General features: G+C 45.5%; 14 protein-coding genes. 5 read left to right on the forward strand and 9 right to left on the reverse strand.

All coding sequences use genetic code 11. The features are described 5' to 3' along the window. Positions 1 to 32: 32 nt before the first annotated feature. Positions 33 to 875: an isoaspartyl peptidase/L-asparaginase gene (locus ACVW0P_RS12200; RefSeq protein WP_457132331.1), complete on the reverse strand. Its 843-nt coding sequence runs from the start codon at positions 873 to 875 to the stop codon at positions 33 to 35. Then, complete coding sequence (locus ACVW0P_RS12205) at positions 872 to 1,804, reverse strand: cyanophycinase (RefSeq protein WP_457132332.1); 933 nt, start codon at positions 1,802 to 1,804, stop codon at positions 872 to 874. Before ACVW0P_RS12205 ends, ACVW0P_RS12200 begins: the two co-directional genes overlap by 4 nt. A gap of 151 nt (positions 1,805 to 1,955) precedes the next feature. Between ACVW0P_RS12205 and cphA the strand changes: the two genes are divergently transcribed. Next, on the forward strand, positions 1,956 to 4,580 hold the full coding sequence (gene cphA, locus ACVW0P_RS12210) for a cyanophycin synthetase (RefSeq protein ID WP_457132333.1): 2,625 nt from the start codon (positions 1,956 to 1,958) through the stop codon (positions 4,578 to 4,580). A gap of 209 nt (positions 4,581 to 4,789) precedes the next feature. On the opposite strand, the gene ACVW0P_RS12215 is transcribed toward cphA, so the two are convergent. Next, positions 4,790 to 5,428, reverse strand: a complete 639-nt coding sequence (locus ACVW0P_RS12215; protein ID WP_457132334.1) for a DNA-3-methyladenine glycosylase family protein — start codon at positions 5,426 to 5,428, stop codon at positions 4,790 to 4,792. A 67-nt stretch (positions 5,429 to 5,495) separates the two neighbouring features. On the opposite strand from ACVW0P_RS12215, the gene ACVW0P_RS12220 reads away from it, so the two are divergent. The 4 genes from ACVW0P_RS12220 to ACVW0P_RS12235 are packed head-to-tail and all read left to right on the forward strand — an operon-like array spanning position 5,496 to position 9,543. Continuing rightward, positions 5,496 to 6,776, forward strand: a complete 1,281-nt coding sequence (locus ACVW0P_RS12220) for a replication-associated recombination protein A (protein ID WP_457132455.1) — start codon at positions 5,496 to 5,498, stop codon at positions 6,774 to 6,776. A 47-nt stretch (positions 6,777 to 6,823) separates the two neighbouring features. Further along, entirely contained in the window at positions 6,824 to 8,296 is a 1,473-nt protein-coding gene (locus ACVW0P_RS12225) for a DUF5687 family protein (protein ID WP_457132335.1), read from the forward strand. Between the two features lie 2 nt (positions 8,297 to 8,298). Continuing rightward, entirely contained in the window at positions 8,299 to 9,039 is a 741-nt protein-coding gene (locus ACVW0P_RS12230; RefSeq protein WP_457132336.1) for an ABC transporter ATP-binding protein, read from the forward strand. Positions 9,040 to 9,048: 9 nt separating this feature from the next. Beyond that, complete coding sequence (locus ACVW0P_RS12235) at positions 9,049 to 9,543, forward strand: N-acetyltransferase family protein (RefSeq protein WP_457132337.1); 495 nt, start codon at positions 9,049 to 9,051, stop codon at positions 9,541 to 9,543. Positions 9,544 to 9,698: 155 nt separating this feature from the next. On the opposite strand, the gene gltX is transcribed toward ACVW0P_RS12235, so the two are convergent. From gltX to ACVW0P_RS12265, 6 genes are all read right to left on the reverse strand, one after another. Then, positions 9,699 to 11,219, reverse strand: a complete 1,521-nt coding sequence (gltX, locus tag ACVW0P_RS12240) for a glutamate--tRNA ligase (protein ID WP_457132338.1) — start codon at positions 11,217 to 11,219, stop codon at positions 9,699 to 9,701. A 159-nt stretch (positions 11,220 to 11,378) separates the two neighbouring features. Further along, positions 11,379 to 12,227 carry a transglutaminase-like domain-containing protein gene (locus ACVW0P_RS12245; protein WP_457132339.1) on the reverse strand — a complete coding sequence of 283 codons (849 nt, stop codon included), beginning with the start codon at positions 12,225 to 12,227 and terminating at the stop codon, positions 11,379 to 11,381. After that, entirely contained in the window at positions 12,217 to 12,954 is a 738-nt protein-coding gene (locus ACVW0P_RS12250) for a peptidase (RefSeq protein WP_457132340.1), read from the reverse strand. Before ACVW0P_RS12250 ends, ACVW0P_RS12245 begins: the two co-directional genes overlap by 11 nt. A 96-nt stretch (positions 12,955 to 13,050) precedes the next feature. Further along, positions 13,051 to 14,028: a transglutaminase family protein gene (locus tag ACVW0P_RS12255; RefSeq protein WP_457132341.1), complete on the reverse strand. Its 978-nt coding sequence runs from the start codon at positions 14,026 to 14,028 to the stop codon at positions 13,051 to 13,053. Positions 14,029 to 14,117: 89 nt separating this feature from the next. Continuing rightward, positions 14,118 to 15,053, reverse strand: coding sequence for an alpha-E domain-containing protein (locus tag ACVW0P_RS12260; RefSeq protein ID WP_354426803.1), 936 nt, complete (start codon positions 15,051 to 15,053; stop codon positions 14,118 to 14,120). 89 nt (positions 15,054 to 15,142) lie between these two features. After that, complete coding sequence (locus ACVW0P_RS12265) at positions 15,143 to 16,591, reverse strand: circularly permuted type 2 ATP-grasp protein (RefSeq protein ID WP_457132342.1); 1,449 nt, start codon at positions 16,589 to 16,591, stop codon at positions 15,143 to 15,145. Positions 16,592 to 16,895 lie beyond the last annotated feature (304 nt).

A 16,895-nucleotide genomic window follows, 5' to 3' on the forward strand; every position in this document is an offset into this window, starting at 1 on the left:
GGTGCAGTTAGTGATTAGCGTTTCAATCCCCATTACTCAAACACCTCTACCTCGCCGTCGTGCAAGGCCCAAACCATGTAAGGATGGGTATCGGCATGGTAAATATCGCCATTGCTGGTGATGCCAATGATGCCTGCAAAACCATCATAAGGTTTCATTTCGTCGAGGGTTTTTGCTGTCGCGACAGATAGGGGCATGCCATCGGTTACGCGGGTGACAATTTTTGACGCTACCGACGCGCTGGTGATATCCTCGCCCACGCCTGTACAGGAAATGCCCGCGAAGGCATTGGCATAATTACCTGCCGTGGTGGCTGAGTCGCTTACCCTGCCGGGGATCTCGAACCCTTTGCCACCGGTAGAGGTAGCAGCGGCTATATCGCCATAAATATCAAGCGCCACGCAGCCAACGGTACCCAATCGGATAGAGTCGCTTAGTTTTTTCTCGTATTCTTTACGGCGCTGGGGTATTTCGGGGTTGTAATAAGTAAAGCCATTTTCGGATGCGAAGCCGCTTGCGCCTTGTCCGCTAAGTACGCGGTCGTCATATTCCATTAATTTTTCAGCAATGCAAATGGGGTTTTTAATATCCTCAATATTGATAACACCGCTAAACTTTTGGGTCTTGCCATCCATCAGGGAGGCACTCAGGCGGATCTTGCCATCGCTTTGGATCTGCGAGCCGGTGCCTGCGTTAAAAAGGTCGCAATCTTCCAGCAGGCGTACGGTGTACACCACAGTTTGGGCGGCGGTGTGGCTTTCCAGATATTTGTGGCCCAGGGTAACAATTTCGCGCAGGGCATCCTGCTTGGCTTTTTTTACCTCCTGGTTTGTGTTAGATTCGCTAAAAAACCCGCCGTGTATGATCAGTTTCATTGTAATAGATCGCTTTTGCTTTCACCGTCCGGTACGCCAATATAAACGTTCTCTTCAACCTTAACCGCTTTTTTGATGATCATGCGGTGCTGCTGCAGGTCGTACTTGTCAAATATCGACATTACATGCACCTTTAAATTCTCAATAGAAACGGGGTCGCCTATCTCTACATCATAAACGTTGGTTTCTACAATATTCTTGCCATCAACCAACATTATTAATCCCGATCCTATGGCCTCCATCATACAGCCCTCGGTAATTAAAAGGCCTGCATCTTCGCCAAGGCCAATGCCCAGTATGCCGGGGTTGGTGGCAACGGCGTATAATAAACGGCCGATGCGGCCGCGCTGTACAAAGTGCGTATCCACAATCACAGAATCTATAAAACCAAGGCCGGCGGTTATTTGCACTTCGCCTTTTATAAGGGCCTCGTTGCTTTGCCCGCGGTAAATCATGTGGGTTGATGCCGCCGCAGCACCTGCTGAGGTACCTGCAACAATAAAGTTATCGTTCTGATAGCGTTGTTTCAAGATCTGCAAAAACTGCGTACCGCCAAAAATAGCGGTTAGGCGCAGCTGGTCGCCGCCGCTAAACATCACCACATCGGCCTTGCTTATGCGCTCCAGGTAATCGGGGTTGGCGGCATCCTCGCGGCTTTTGATATGTAAAATGTTAACGTGGGTAACATTAAGCTGGTTAAAGGCCTTAATGTATTCGTTACCAACAAGTTCCGGGATCTGCGATGCGGTGGTAATTACTTCCACAACAGAACCTTCGTGCTTATCCGATTCATTAATGATGCGCCGCAAAATACCTTTTTCAAAAAATTTGATATAGTGAGGTTGCATGATATGCTCCAGCACACTTACATTACTGCCCATATCAACAGCACCACCAATTATTATTAATTTTCCTTTAGGGGCATCCATAATCTTTGTATCAATTTATACAAATTAAAATAAAATTGATTAAAAACTAATGGTTTAATTAATAAAACTGCATTTTTTGGCCGAAACATTTTATTAGATTGATAAGTTCTTTAGATTTAAAAGAAATTCCCGATTCATTTTTAAAGCATATATGAAGATTGAAAATATACAGGTATTACGTGGCCCGAACCTTTGGAGTGTTAGCCGAAAAAAATTAATACAGATGCGGTTAGATCTGCAAGAAATGGAGGAACACCCGTCTAACACCATCGATGGTTTTTACGAGCGTATGAAAGCGCTTATTCCAAGCCTGTACAGTCACCGCTGTTCGCCGGGCGTACCGGGCGGTTTTTTTGAGCGCGTTATTGCAGGTACCTGGATGGGGCATGTGATAGAGCATATCGCTTTAGAGATCCAAACCCTTGCGGGGATGGAAACCGGCTTTGGCCGCACCCGCGAAACTAAAACACCGGGCACGTACAACGTTGTGTTTGCTTATGTAGAAGAAAAGGTGGGCGTTTTTGCTGCCGAATCGGCCGTGAATATCGTGCAGGCCTTGATAGACGGTACCGAGTACGACCTGGAAAAAGATATCCAGACCATGCGCGAAATTCGTGAGAATACACGCCTGGGCCCAAGCACGGGCTCGATAGTGGAAGAAGCCATTGCCCGCCGCATCCCCTGGATAAGGCTGAATAACCAATCGCTTGTGCAATTGGGTTACGGTAAAAATCAGGTACGTTTCCGCGCCACCATGACGGAGAAGACCAGCAGCATTGCCGTTGACATTGCCAGCAATAAAGATGAGACCAAGCGCCTTTTACAGGAGCAGGCCATCCCGGTTGCAAAGGGGATGACCATCAGCAAAACCGAGCAGGTGATAGAAGCTATTGACCGAATTGGTTTCCCGCTGGTATTTAAACCGCTTGATGGTAACCATGGCCGCGGCATCAGCATTAACATCAATACTATAGAAGATGCGATTGCCGCTTATGAGTTTGCCGCCGCAATTTCGCGCCGCGTTATTGTGGAGCGATTTGTTACCGGGTACGATTTTAGGGTGCTGGTGATAGACAATAAAATGGTAGCCGCCGCCCTGCGCGACCCGGCCCATATCATAGGCGATGGCGAATTGAACATTCAGGAACTGATCGACAAAACAAATACAGACCCGCGCCGCGGTTACGGCCACGAAAATGTTTTAACATTGATAGACGTTGACCGCGATACCTTAGACCTGCTGGAAAAGAAAGGTTATACTTTAGAGACCATACTGGAGAAACACGAAAAGCTCTTTGTAAAATCGACCGCTAATTTAAGTACTGGTGGTACGTCCATTGATGTTACCGACCATGTGCACCCGCAAAACATTTTTATTTGCGAGCGCATCTCCAAGATCATCGGCCTGGATATTTGCGGGATAGATATTATGGCGCAAAACCTTACCGAACCCCTTACCGAGAACGGCGGTGTGGTATTGGAAGTGAACGCAGCGCCTGGCTTTAGGATGCACATTGCCCCAAGCGAAGGTTTGGCGCGCAACGTGGCAGGCCATGTGATAGATATGCTGTACCCTCCGGGTAAATCGGCACGGATCCCTATTATTGCCATTACCGGCACTAACGGTAAAACTACCACCACCCGTTTAATAGCGCATATCGTAAAAAATAACGGGCACCGTGTAGGCTTCACCACCAGCGACGGTATCTACGTACAAAACACCATGATGCTAAAGGGCGATACCACCGGCCCGGTAAGCAGTGAGTTTATATTGAAAGACCCAACAGTTGATTTTGCCGTGCTGGAAACTGCACGTGGCGGCATCCTGCGCTCGGGCCTTGGCTTTAGCTCTTGCGATATTGGTGTGATCACCAATATACAGGAAGACCACCTTGGCTTGTCAGACATCCACACCCTTGACGACCTTACCCGTGTAAAAAGCGTGGTGATCAACGCTGTTAGAAAAGGCGGCTGGGCTGTTTTAAATGCCGATAATAAATACTGTGTACAGGTTGGTAAAAAAGCCGATTGTAATGTGGCGTACTTTAGCCGCGACGAGAAAAACCCGGTTATTGTAGCGCATTGTAAAAAAGGCGGTATAGCCTGCGTATGCGAGAATGGCTTTATTACCATTATAAAAGGCGACTGGAAGATCCGCGTGCAGCGCACCATCCAGATCCCGCTAACCTTTGGCGGTACTGTTCCGTTCATGATCGATAATGTAATGGCGGCTACACTGGCTACTTACCTGCATGGTTTTAAAACCGAGGATATCAAGATCTCGTTAGAAACGTTCATCCCATCTGCTGCGCAAACCCCGGGGCGTATGAACATCTTCGAGTTTAAAGATTTCCGTTTCATGATTGATTTTGCGCACAACCCTGATGGCTTTAACGGGATCAAAACTTTCCTGAGTCATATAGATTCGCCGCTTAAAATTGGTATCATAGCCGGTACCGGCGACAGGCGCGATGAGGATATCATTGAGTTAGGTAAAATAGCTGCAGAGATGTTCGACTACATCATTCTCCGCCAGGAAAAACACCTGCGCGGCCGTACCGAAGAGAATATATTAGACCTGTTAAAACAAGGTATTGCAATCGGCGGCAATACGCCTTTCGAGATTGTACCGAAAGAAATAGATGCCATTAAACATGCCATGAGCCTTGCCAAACCGGGCTCGTTTATCACCGCACTAAGCGATGTGATAAGCAATGCGATAGAAACGGTACAAAACTACCAGGAGCAGGAACGTAACGGGTTGTTTAACGTGTAACCTCCCAACCCCCCTGAAGGGGGAATCTTTGAAAAGCTTAAAGCCCGTCTGATTTTTTAGGCGGGCTTTGTTATAGCGAAAAACGTCATTTCGAACAAGGTACGAGGAGAAATCATATACGAGCAGTAGGTAGCCAATTGCAGGGCGTATAAGATTTCTCGTCGCTGCGCTTCCCTCGAAATGACATGGTTATTTATTCTGCTCACCCTTCAGGGGGCCGGGGGGCTCTTTCGTCCGCTTAAATAATAATGCCATAGCATCATACTCGCCACTGTTCTATAGGGTTGCCATTGTTCGGCTATTACAATCAATTCTTCTTTGGTGGTTTCCTTGGGTAAACCTTTAAGGCGCTTTACCGCGTTTACAATGGCCAGATCGCCTACCGGGAAAACATCGGTGTGTTGCAGGGCAAACATTACGTACACATCTACCGTCCAGTTGCCAATGCCTTTTAAGGCGGTAAGCTGCCGGCGAATGTCCTCATCTTCCATTTGTTCAAACGCTTCAAGATTAATTTGCTCGCTGATGATGGCTTCGGCGAGATAGCGGAGGTAAGCTGTTTTCTGTCGGCTGCAATAACACTCTCGCATTTCAGCATCGGTTAGTAACAGGATGCGGGCCGGGGTTATTTCCTGCACACGTTCGCGAAGTTTGTTCAGGGCAGATAATGCCGATGCCAGCGATACCTGCTGCTCCAGGATGATATGCACCAAGCTCTCGTACGTGTTTGGCCGCGACCAAAATGGGGGGTAACCGTATAGTTTGATAACGTTGGCAAAGTCGGCATCCATTGCGCCAAGTTCGTCGCAAATGGAATGATAGGTGGCTTGGGTAAACTGTTGCGGCATATAATTGTTATTATAAAATTACTAACTTTTTTAGGATTTAGTGTTTCTAATGCTGATTTTTACACTTATGATCAACCTGCCGCCATTAGCCGAACGCATGCGCCCAAAATCATTGGATGATTATGTGGGCCAGAAACACCTTGTTGGGCCGGGTGCTGTTTTGCGCAAGGCTATCGAGAGTGGAACGCTGCCATCTATGCTTTTTTGGGGGCCGCCGGGTGTTGGCAAAACTACGCTGGCTTATATAATATCGCAATCGCTATACCGTCCGTTCTTTTCGCTGAGCGCTATCAATTCGGGGGTGAAGGATGTGCGGGAGGTTATAGAGAAGGCTTCCTTATTAAAAGAGCAGGGTGAGATTTTGCCGATACTATTTATTGATGAGATCCACCGCTTCTCTAAATCTCAACAAGACTCGCTGCTGGGTGCCGTAGAACGCGGCATTGTTACGCTGATTGGCGCCACTACCGAGAACCCATCGTTCGAAGTAATCTCCGCTTTGCTGTCGCGGTGCCAGGTTTATATTTTGCAGCATCTGGCAGAACAAGACCTGCTCGACTTGCTGGAGAAAGCCAAAAAGGAAGATGTTGTATTGAAGGACAAGAACATCATAATTAAAGAACATGAGGCGCTATTGCGATTAAGTGGCGGTGATGCCCGCAAACTGCTGAACATATTTGAGCTACTCGTAAATGCCTTCGATAGTAAAAAGATAGTGTTGACTAATGATGTGGTGTTGGAGCATGTACAGCAAAATATGGCCCTATACGATAAAACGGGCGAACAGCATTATGATATCATTTCGGCCTTTATCAAAAGCATGCGCGGCAGCGACCCTAATGGCGCAGTGTACTGGCTTGCCCGCATGATCGTAGGCGGCGAAGATCCGCTGTTTATTGCCCGCCGGATGCTCATCCTTGCATCCGAAGATATTGGTAACGCTAACCCTAACGCGCTGTTGTTGGCACAGGCTTGTTTCGAATCTGTAAACAAGATAGGCATGCCCGAGTCGCAATTGATATTGAGCCAAACAGTAATTTATCTGGCAACATCGCCCAAAAGTAATTCGGCAACTACGGCAATTGGTGCGGCTATTGCATTGGTACGCGAAACCGGTGACCTGCCCGTTCCCCTGCACTTGCGTAATGCGCCAACCAAACTGATGAAAAACATTGGCTATGGCAAAAATTATAAATATGCCCATAGCTACGAAGGCAATTTTGCCGACCTCGATTTTCTGCCGGAAGAGATCCGCGGGACAAAAATTTATAATCCCGGTAACAATGCACGCGAGAATGAATCAAAAGAAAAGCTGAAGAAACTTTGGGGCGACAGATACAAATATTAGTATCTTAACCGCACCGGTTTTTCGGGCTTAAATCTTACTTCCTTCACATGATATCAACCTTTTTCGATCACGAGCTGAAATCTTTTTGGCGGTCAAAAAACACAGGTAAAAGCATTGCCATAAAAATAGTAATGGGGGTGCTGATCTTCATCCTGCTTTTATATGTACTTGCCTTCGGCATTTTCCTTGATACTATTTTAAGTAAAATGTTCCCCAAGGAAAACCTGACGGTTGCATTCTGCGGTATCATATTAGTGTATTTCCTGTCGGACCTGCTGCTGCGGATGCAGCTTCAGGAACTGCCTACCTTGAAAGTACAGCCCTATTTGCACCTGCCGGTAAAGCGTAATAGCGTGGTTGGTTATCTGGCGCTTACATCAATGCTTTCGTTTTTTAACTTATGGCCAATAGTGCTTTTCGCGCCGTTTATTATTAAGGTGATACTGCCTGCATCGGGCGCAGGTATCGCGGGTGCTTTTATGGTTTCTATCATCGCGTTAGCATTATTTAATAACTACCTGGCATTATACATTAAGCGCAAAGCTAACTTAAACGGATGGGTTTTCCTGATAGCCGGCGGCTTTTTAGCCTTAATTACCTGCGGCGATTACTTATGGCACTGGTATTCGCTTAAAGCAATATCATACTTGTTTTTTGGTAACCTTATCATAAAACCTTACCTGGTATTGCTGCCTTTGGCACTTGCCGTTATCATGTACTACGTAAACTTTTACTATTTAAAAGGCAACCTGTACCTGGAGGAATTAAGCTCTAAAAAAGAAGCCGCCAAAAGCAGTACCGAGATCCCGTTCCTGGGCCGTTTTGGTAATATAGGTGACCTGGTAGCTAACGAGATAAAACTTATTCTGCGTAATAAAAGGCCGAAATCGGCTTTGATTATGGGGCTGTTTTTTATGTTTTACGGGCTGATATTTTATACCAACCCAAAAATGGGCGAAGGCTTTAAGGTATTTGTAGGGATGTTTATGACGGGCATCTTCATCATCAATTATGGCCAATTTATGTTTAGCTGGCAGGCCTCGCATTTTGATGGCATCCTGGTAAGCAAAGTTAAGTTCACCGATTTTTTGAAAGCTAAATATTTGCTGTTCACTATTGTATCAACGGTAGCTTTTATCCTGACCACGCCGTATGTTTATTTTGGGTGGAGAACGGTGATGATCCATTTTGTGATGTACTTGTGGAACCTGGGCATCAATACCACCATTGTACTTTATTTTGCCAACCGAAACTATAAACGTATCGACTTGAGTAAAGGTGCCTCCTTTAACTGGGAGGGTGTAGGTGCAAGTCAGCTGTTATTGTCGTTCCCGCTGATATTGTTTCCGTACCTGATCTATCTGCCGTTTAATTATTTAGGATATACCAATGTAGGCCTGGCTGTATTAGCCGTGGTAGGCATCATATTCATCATAACCCGCGATTTCTGGATCAAAAAACTCGACCAGGATTTCCAAACTAAAAGATATCAAATAGCCGAAGGCTTCAGAAATAAATAACCATGATAGAGATAAAAGACCTTAAAAAAGTTTACAACGGTGTAACTGTAGTAAATGTGCCATATCTGCAAATTAACAAGGGCGAAAGCATCGGCCTTGTGGGTAACAACGGTGCCGGAAAAACCACTTTGTTCCGCATGATATTAGATCTGATCCGTGCTGATAAAGGCGAGGTGGTATTAAAAAGCGAAAAAGTTGCCGGTGGCGAAGCATGGAAAAATTACACGGCGGCCTACCTTGATGAAGGCTTCCTGATAGATTACCTTACCCCCGAGGAATACCTTTATTTTATAGGCGGGCTACACAACCAGAACAAAGCACAGGTTGATGAAAAGCTTGTGGGTCTGTCAGAGTTTTTTAACGGCGAGATCATCAAAAAGGGCAAATACATCCGCGACCTGTCTAAAGGTAACCAGTGTAAAGTTGGCGTAGGTGCATGCCTGCTGCAACAGCCGGAGTTATTGATGCTGGATGAGCCTTTTGCCAATATTGACCCGAGCACGCAGTTCAGGTTAAAGAACATCCTTAAAGACCAGAACAAAAACCATGGGGTTACCACCATTGTATCCAGCCATGATTTGAACCATGTAACCGACGTGTGCGACCGCATTTTGCTGATGGAAAAAGGTGTGGTTATCAAAGATATCGCCACAAGCTCGTCAACCTTGACTGAACTGGAAGAATACTTCGGGGTAGGCCAAAGCACGGCATCGTACACGGTAGACCCTGAAGAAAACCACTAACCATTGCCCATGTATTTGATAAGAGAAGCAACGGTTGCCGATGTGGGTGCCATTATACAGATAGCCGAACAAACCTGGTGGCCAACCTATGAGCCTTTGCTTGGCAAAGAGCAGGTTGCCTACATGTTGGCGGAATTATATTCAGTAGAAAAAATAACCAAACAGATAGCAGAAAATCAGCAAACGTTTTTGTTGCTTTTAGAGGATGGGCAACCTGTAGCCTTCGCCGGCTACTCGACACGCGAGGAAGATGCCGGGATCTACAAACTTCATAAGCTTTACTGCCTGCCTCTAACCCAGGGCAAAGGCTACGGTAAAATATTGATAGATGCCGTTGCCGATAAAACTATAGAAGCCGGCAAGCACACTTTAGACCTCAACGTAAACCGTTATAACAATGCCAAAAGCTTTTACGAAAAAATGGGTTTTACGGTGATATTGGAAGAAGATATCCCTATTGGCCCGTATTGGATGAATGATTATGTGATGCGGAAAGAGTTGTAGATTATTCTCTATGTCGTTGAGGGGCATAGCGACGTGGCAATCTCGTCGAGTTCGATATGCGAACGACGAGATTGCCACGCTATCGCTCGCAAAGACATTTTTTAAAGGGAAAGGCGTAATCAATGCGCCTTTCCCTTTAATGTGATTCTTTAACCTTATGCTGTAAAAGCTTCTATCGCTTTTTCTATCCGGATAATGGTTTCGCTTTCGCCAAGTAGTTTGGCTATGTCGAAGACGTGAGGCCCAAATTTGCCGCCTACCAGCATAATGCGGAACGGCAGCATTACATCGCCGGCCTTTAAGCCTTTTTCTTCGGCAAGGGCTTTGAATTTAGCTTCCAGTTCGTGGGCGTCAAATGTGTCGGGGCTGCTTAATATGGCGATGAATGCGGTAAAAAAGTCTGTTTTAGCATCCGTCCATTTTGGTTTAACGGCGTTCAGGTCATACTCTGCAGGCTGTTGGAAAAAGTATGCGGACTGCTGGTAAAAATCGGGCAGCAAAACGCAACGCTCTTTAACTACATCAATAACCTTCAAAAGGTAGGTCTCATCTTTTATAATGATGCCTTTGGCCTTTAATATTTCCCAAACTTTAATCTTCAAGGTTTCGGCAGGGGTGCGTTTTATCCACTCGGCATTGTACCATTTGGCTTTTTCAAAATCGAATTTTGCACCCGCTTTACTGATCCGGTCTATAGAGAATTTCTCTATCATTTCGTCAAGCGTAAAGATCTCCCGGTCGGTGCCATCGTTCCAGCCAAGCATAGCCAGCAGGTTCAAAAATGCTTCGGGCAGGAAACCTAACTCGCGGAAACCCGGGGTTAGTTCCCCCGTTTTATTATCCAGCCAGTTCATGGCATACACCGGGAACCCAAGGCGTGCGCCGTCGCGTTTGCTCAGTTTGCCGTGGCCGTCTGGTTTTAATATCAGCGGTAAGTGCGCCCATTGCGGCATCTCGGCTTTCCAGCCCAGATACTCCCAAAGCAGGATGTGTACCGGTGCCGATGGCAACCACTCTTCGCCACGGAAAGCATGGGTTATTTTCATCAGGTAATCATCAACCACCACAGCTAAGTGGTAGGTTGGCATCCCGTCGGCTTTTAAAAGTACTTTATCGTCAACCTGGTTAGTTTCGAAACTAACATGGCCGCGGATCATATCGTTAAAATTGATGGTATCATCCTCCGGCATTTTTATGCGGATAACATGTGGGGTGCCATCATGTAAAAGTTTCTCGGTTTCCTGCAAAGGCAGGGTAAGCGAATTGCGCATGCCGTTGCGGGTAGAAAGGCCGTATTGGAAGTTTGGAACATCCTTACGTTTTTCGTTCAACTCGTCGGCGGTATCAAAAGCATAATAGGCGTGGCCGTGTGCGACAAGTTTTTCGGCGTATTCGCGGTAAATGGGTTTGCGTTCGCTTTGGCGGTAGGGCGCGTACTGGCCGCCCACAACCGGGCTTTCGTCGGGCGTAATGCCGCACCATTTAAGGCAGTCTAAAATGTATTGCTCGGCACCATCCACGTAGCGGGTTTGGTCGGTATCTTCGATACGGAGCACAAAATCGCCTTTGTGTTTTTTGGCAAATAAGTAATTAAACAAAACGGTACGCACACCACCAAGGTGTAAACCACCTGTAGGGCTTGGCGCAAAACGGACTCTTACTTTTTTTTCTGACATCGCGCAGCAAAGATAACCCTATTAACCGTAAGCCAAAAGATTGATGTAAAATGTGGCGGCACATAAACAAAATGGTATGTCTGGTCACTTGTCAGTCTGAGCTTGTGGAAGACCTCAGCACCTTACAAATGGCTCGATAGGTACATGACAATTGGAGTGTTACAAATACGTCACACCGTCAAACACGGATTTTGTGTAGTAAATTGGCTCGAAGGGTTCGTTTTCCAGCATTTGGCAATCTGCTTTTACGTTGGTGCAAAATACATCGCCAAATATGCTGGCAATGGCGGCATCAGCGGCATCGCGGCCGGTGGCTATTTTTACAAGTCCGTTAAGCGGGGCAAGTTTAGTAGCATCAAACAGGATCCACTCGCCGCCAATGTAAGCCTCAAAACAAGCGTGGAAATCTGCAGGGACAAGTTTATAAGCATACCCTGTAAAATAACGGGCAGGGATGGTCAACGCACGGCAAAGGGCAATACCTAAATGCGCAAAATCTCGGCAAACACCGGCTTGCTGGGTAACGGTGTCGTAAGCCGAGGTTTCGGAGTTGCTAAAGCCGCTCAGGTATTCAACATTTTTATGGATCCACTCTGTAACCGCTACCACCTGCTGATAGGTGTTGTCGATATGCCCAAACGTGTTGTTTGCTAAACGGTACAACTTGTCTGATTGGCAATACCTGCTTGGGTTTAAATAAGTTAAAACCAAAGGGTGAAACTGACTTACCGGGATCTCCAGAAAGTTGTGGTAATCTTTTATTTCGTAGTAATTGTCAACCGTGGCTTCGTACTTAATGTTTACGTGCCCGGTTTCAGGGATATCCAACCTTACAAATCGGTTTTCGCCATTGGTTGATGGTAATTCTTCAGCCTTTATATAAGGATCTATGCTGAGCTTTTCGTATAGTATAGTTTGGTGCGCTGTACGCAGCGCGTGTACGTTTAATATAAGTGTGCTGGGTGCCTTAACTTCGTATCCTAACTCTGCCGAAACTTTAAACTTCATCTTTTGACACAGGTAATTTTGCAAACGCTTTTTCCATCCAATCTCCCGATATATGCTGTAATGCCGCTTTCAACTCATCATCCCATTGTGCCGAAATACTGGCCATGTCTTTTTGAGTATATCGCTGCTCAACCAACGTAAAAGTATCTTTCTTATAAAGTGCAACATCGATCGGGAAATCGACATTGTTACTGCTCACCCTTGTAGAATCGAACGAGAGGAACGCAGCCTTCAATGCCAAATGCATGCCAGAATCTTCGTCGATAGTACGATTTAAAATAGCCTTGCCATGGCCCGAGTTGCCAATAGCAACAAACGGTGCGCCCTGCCCAAGTTCTACCCAGTTCCCTTCGGGATATAGCAGGAAAAGTTTGTGCTCGCTATCGCCTTTTAGCTGCCCGCCAATAATGGTGTTGAGGTCGAATTTAAAGCCGGCCTTCTCCAATATTATGCGGTCTTCTTCACCAACGCGGCGTACCTGCTCGCCAAAGGCGTTCACGGCCTGGTAAAGTTTATCAAAGCTTTGGGTTTCTACCAGTTCGTTAAAATAGACTACGGCTTTGTCGCGTACTGAGCGTAAGCCGCTGGTCATGATGAACATGCTGCCGCCGTCTTTTTGTACGGTGGTCAGTTTCTTTTTAACGGTAGTTTCGGTACCCGATGTAATGCGGGTATCGGCAAGGGCAATTAAGCCTTCTTTAACTTTAATTCCTAAACAGTAAGTCATGATTTTTTGAAAAAGAACCAAGATATAAGAATCAAGAGTCAAGACAAATTTTTATTCTCCTGTCTTGCTTCTTGGCTCTTGTATCTTAACTCTATATTATTGCTGCTGTTGTTGTTGCTGCTGAATCATCTCCATATACTTCGCATAGCTATTGCGCGATGCTGTAGTAGAAGCTTTTGGGTGATCATTCGATACGGTAAATATATCTTTTTCTTCGTGAACCTGCCCGTCTTCGTACCCAACAGAAACCGATACTTCCAGCCTGTGGCCTGCCGCTCCTTTATAAACGCCCTTAACCGGCGAACAATCAGAGAAGTTACGGCCCACCGCTAAACGCACATGATTTTCGTTAGCCACGCAATTATTAGTAGGGTCGATGCCAAGCCATCCGTATCCGGGCAGGTAAGCTTCGGCCCAGGCATGGGTTGCGCCTTCGCCGCGCATGCCATCTTTATTTGGGCAGATGTAGCCGCTAACATATCGGGCCGGGATGCTAACCAATCGCAGCATCACCATCAACAAATGGGCAAAATCCTGGCAAACACCGGCGCGGATCTTCCAGATCTCATCAAGCGTGGTTTCAACGGTGGTTACACCTTTTATATATTCGAAGTTCTTGTAAATATAGCTGCAGAATTTTAACGCCGTATGGTAAGGGGTGTCTTCCACTTTACGTTCAGATTCTACCACCGGGCGCAGTTCGCTCAATCCCTCAAAATATTCCTGTTTCAGGAAATCGATATAAGGCACTACGTGACGCAGGTTAAACAGATCGTTCCATTGCTCGGATGAAAAAATATTATCCAATGGCAAAGGGCGCGGGTGTGTGATGATGGATAATTGCGAATTGATCACCATCAGGTTATGCGGTTCGGTGTAAGTAAAACTGCCTACTTCGTTACCGTAATAATCAATATAAGTATCTACCTGCGGGTGCCCGCTGATGTTCAAATCGTGCTTTAAAACTTCCTGGTAAATATCAACAATAGGGTATAGGATAATTTTGTTGGCGCTATCGCGGACAAAACCATCGTAAGCGTATTTGGTGACATGTTGTATTTTAAATTCGGGCATGATATAATGTTTAATTTGACGATTTGACGATTTGAAAATGCTTGTTCCTTCATTTTCAAATTTCAAATCAGCACATTTTCAAATTGAGATTAAGAGTTTGCAAAGTAATATTCGTTAAGCGAGTTGCCAATGCGGTAAAGATCCTCGCGCAGGCTGGTTAGGTACTCGTGCAGGCCCACCTGGCTAATGCTTTTAACCGAACTATATTTGATATTGCTTTGCAGCTTTCCAATTTGAAATGAGATCTCGCGGTAATCGTTCACATTGCTGTTGTTCTTCAGCCTGTCAAAATACCGCTGGATATTATTTACCGAATAGATAACAGAGCGCGGGAAATCGTTATTCAAGATCACCTGCTCAATTACATTATGTGCTTCTAATCCGTCGCGGTAGGTTTTTTGGTAAAGCTCGTAGCCTCCTATTGATAACAAAAGGTGCTTCCAGTAGGTGATATCTAAAAGCAAGTCGGGGTTGTTGTTTATCGGCCCAAACTTTACATCAAGGATATCTATCGACTGGATCGCGCGCTCCAGGTATTTACCAATGTTCATAAAGCTGCGCGCCTGCCCGCGTTCCATGGTGATTTCCGCGGTTCCATAATACAGCATAACCTCTTTGATCAGCACATCCAAAACACCTATTGGGTCGTCCTTTTTAAGGCCTGCTAAAATGCGGGGTTCTTTGGCGGTATGGTAATACTCGTTAAGGCATTGCCAAAGGTCTTTTGGGATGTGTTCCTGTACACTGCGGGCGTTTTCGCGGGCAAGCGTTACCAGGTTCACGATAGAGTTCGGGTTATCCTTATCTATCACCATAAATTTTAAAACCGCCCGGCTGTCGTTATTCAACTTGGCTATCAACTCTTCATCCGACCCCGAAAAAATGTGGATCACCGGCTCCCAGGTAAAGCCTGCAACCGAATCCTGCGACGAGGCATAGTTGGTCTTTAACATTCTTAAAATTCCGTCGCTACGCTCAATATATCTGCTTAACCAATAAAAACTTGCTGCTACCCTACTTAACATATTTTCTTATTTCGGATTTCGAATTTTCAATTTCGGATTTTCGTCCTGATGAAGCTTCTCTTGTTTCTTGACTCTTGTATCTTTTCTCTCTAACTCAAAACCCACGTATCCTTGCTGCCGCCGCCTTGCGAACTGTTCACCACCAGTGAGCCTTCTGTTAAGGCCACGCGGGTCAATCCGCCGGGTACAATCTCGATGCCATCGGGGCCGCAAAGCGCGTAAGGCCTTAAATCGATGCGCCTTGGTTGCAAAACCCCGCCAATATAACACGGCGCTGCCGACAGACTGATGGTTGGCTGCGCGATGAAATTGCGCGGGTCTTTCAGGATCTCCAGTTTGTATTTTTCTATCTCTTCCTCGCTTGATGCATGGCCCATTAACATTCCGTAACCGCCGCTTTCGTTGGTCTTTTTAACCACCATGGTATTGATGTTCTTGAACACAAAGTCGCGCTCGTCCGGGTCAGACAGGCGGTGCGTTGGCACGTTCTTCAGTATCGGCTCCTCATTCAAGTAATACTTGATCATTTCGGGTACATAAATGTACGTCGCTTTATCATCGGCCACCCCATTACCTATTGCATTTACTATAGCTACGTTACCTTTACGATAGGCTCCCATTAGCCCGGCCACGCCTAAAACGCTGTTTGGGTTAAATACCAACGGGTCTAAAAAGTCGTCGTCCACACGACGGTAGATCACATCCACCTGTTGCAGGCCGATTGTGGTTTTCATATAAACTTTGTGGTTGTTCACTACCAGGTCGCGCCCTTCTACCAATTCCACACCCATTAAACGGGCAAGCGTGGTATGTTCAAAGTAAGCCGAGTTATATATCCCCGGACTAAGCAACACTATAGTTGGGTTGCTTATCTGCCTTGGTGAAAGGGAAAGTAGATTTTTGTATAGAATAGATGGATATTCCGTTACACTCCGCACACTACAATTTGGCAGCAGATCGGGGAACAGGCGTTTGGTTATCTCGCGGTTCTCTAACATGTAACTTACACCAGACGGGGTGCGAAGGTTATCTTCCAGTACATAAAAAGTTCCATCATGGTCGCGGATCAGATCGATACCGGCTATGTGTACATATACATCATATGGCACATCCAGCTGATACATTTCGCGCAAAAAATGCGGGCATGAGTACACGATATCTATCGGTACAATGCCGTCCTTTACGATGAATTGATTGTGGTAAATATCTTTCAGGAAAAGGTTAAGCGCGGTAAGCCTTTGCTTTATGCCTTTTTCTACAAAAGCCCATTCATCAGAAGTGATAACCCTGGGGATAATATCAAACGGAAATATCTTTTCGATGCCCTCGCCGCTATTGTAAACGGTGAAGGTAATTCCCTGCGTCATAAACAGGCGTTTAGCCAGTTCTTCTTTTTTATTAAGGTCATCCGGCGATTCTTTAGCCAAATACTCAATTACTTTTTGATAATGGTCGCGAACAATGCTGTTTTCGTTGTACATTTCGTCCCATACGCCGTTTATTAAATTGTATTTTTCAAAGTGTTGCGACTTGTACATAAAATATCCCCTTTAATGTCCTAAAAAATCAATTTGTTATTTAAAACGGTTTATTTAAATCTATTTAACAGCCATAATTAACTATTCTTTGGTAAATTATGAAAATAATCGCACAAATAATGCAAGATTTATATTATTTTATAATAATAGCTTTAATTTTTTGAATAAAAGTAAATGCTTAATGCGTTTGTTTCTGCAGGTAGATTACAGAACAAGCAATTTAATGCAAGTGTTTGCAGGTGCAATAAGTATTTGTTTGGAAGGAAAAGAGATTTATAAAAAGCGGCATATCTAAGCGATAGCA

The organism is Mucilaginibacter sp. UYNi724, assembly GCF_054057495.1.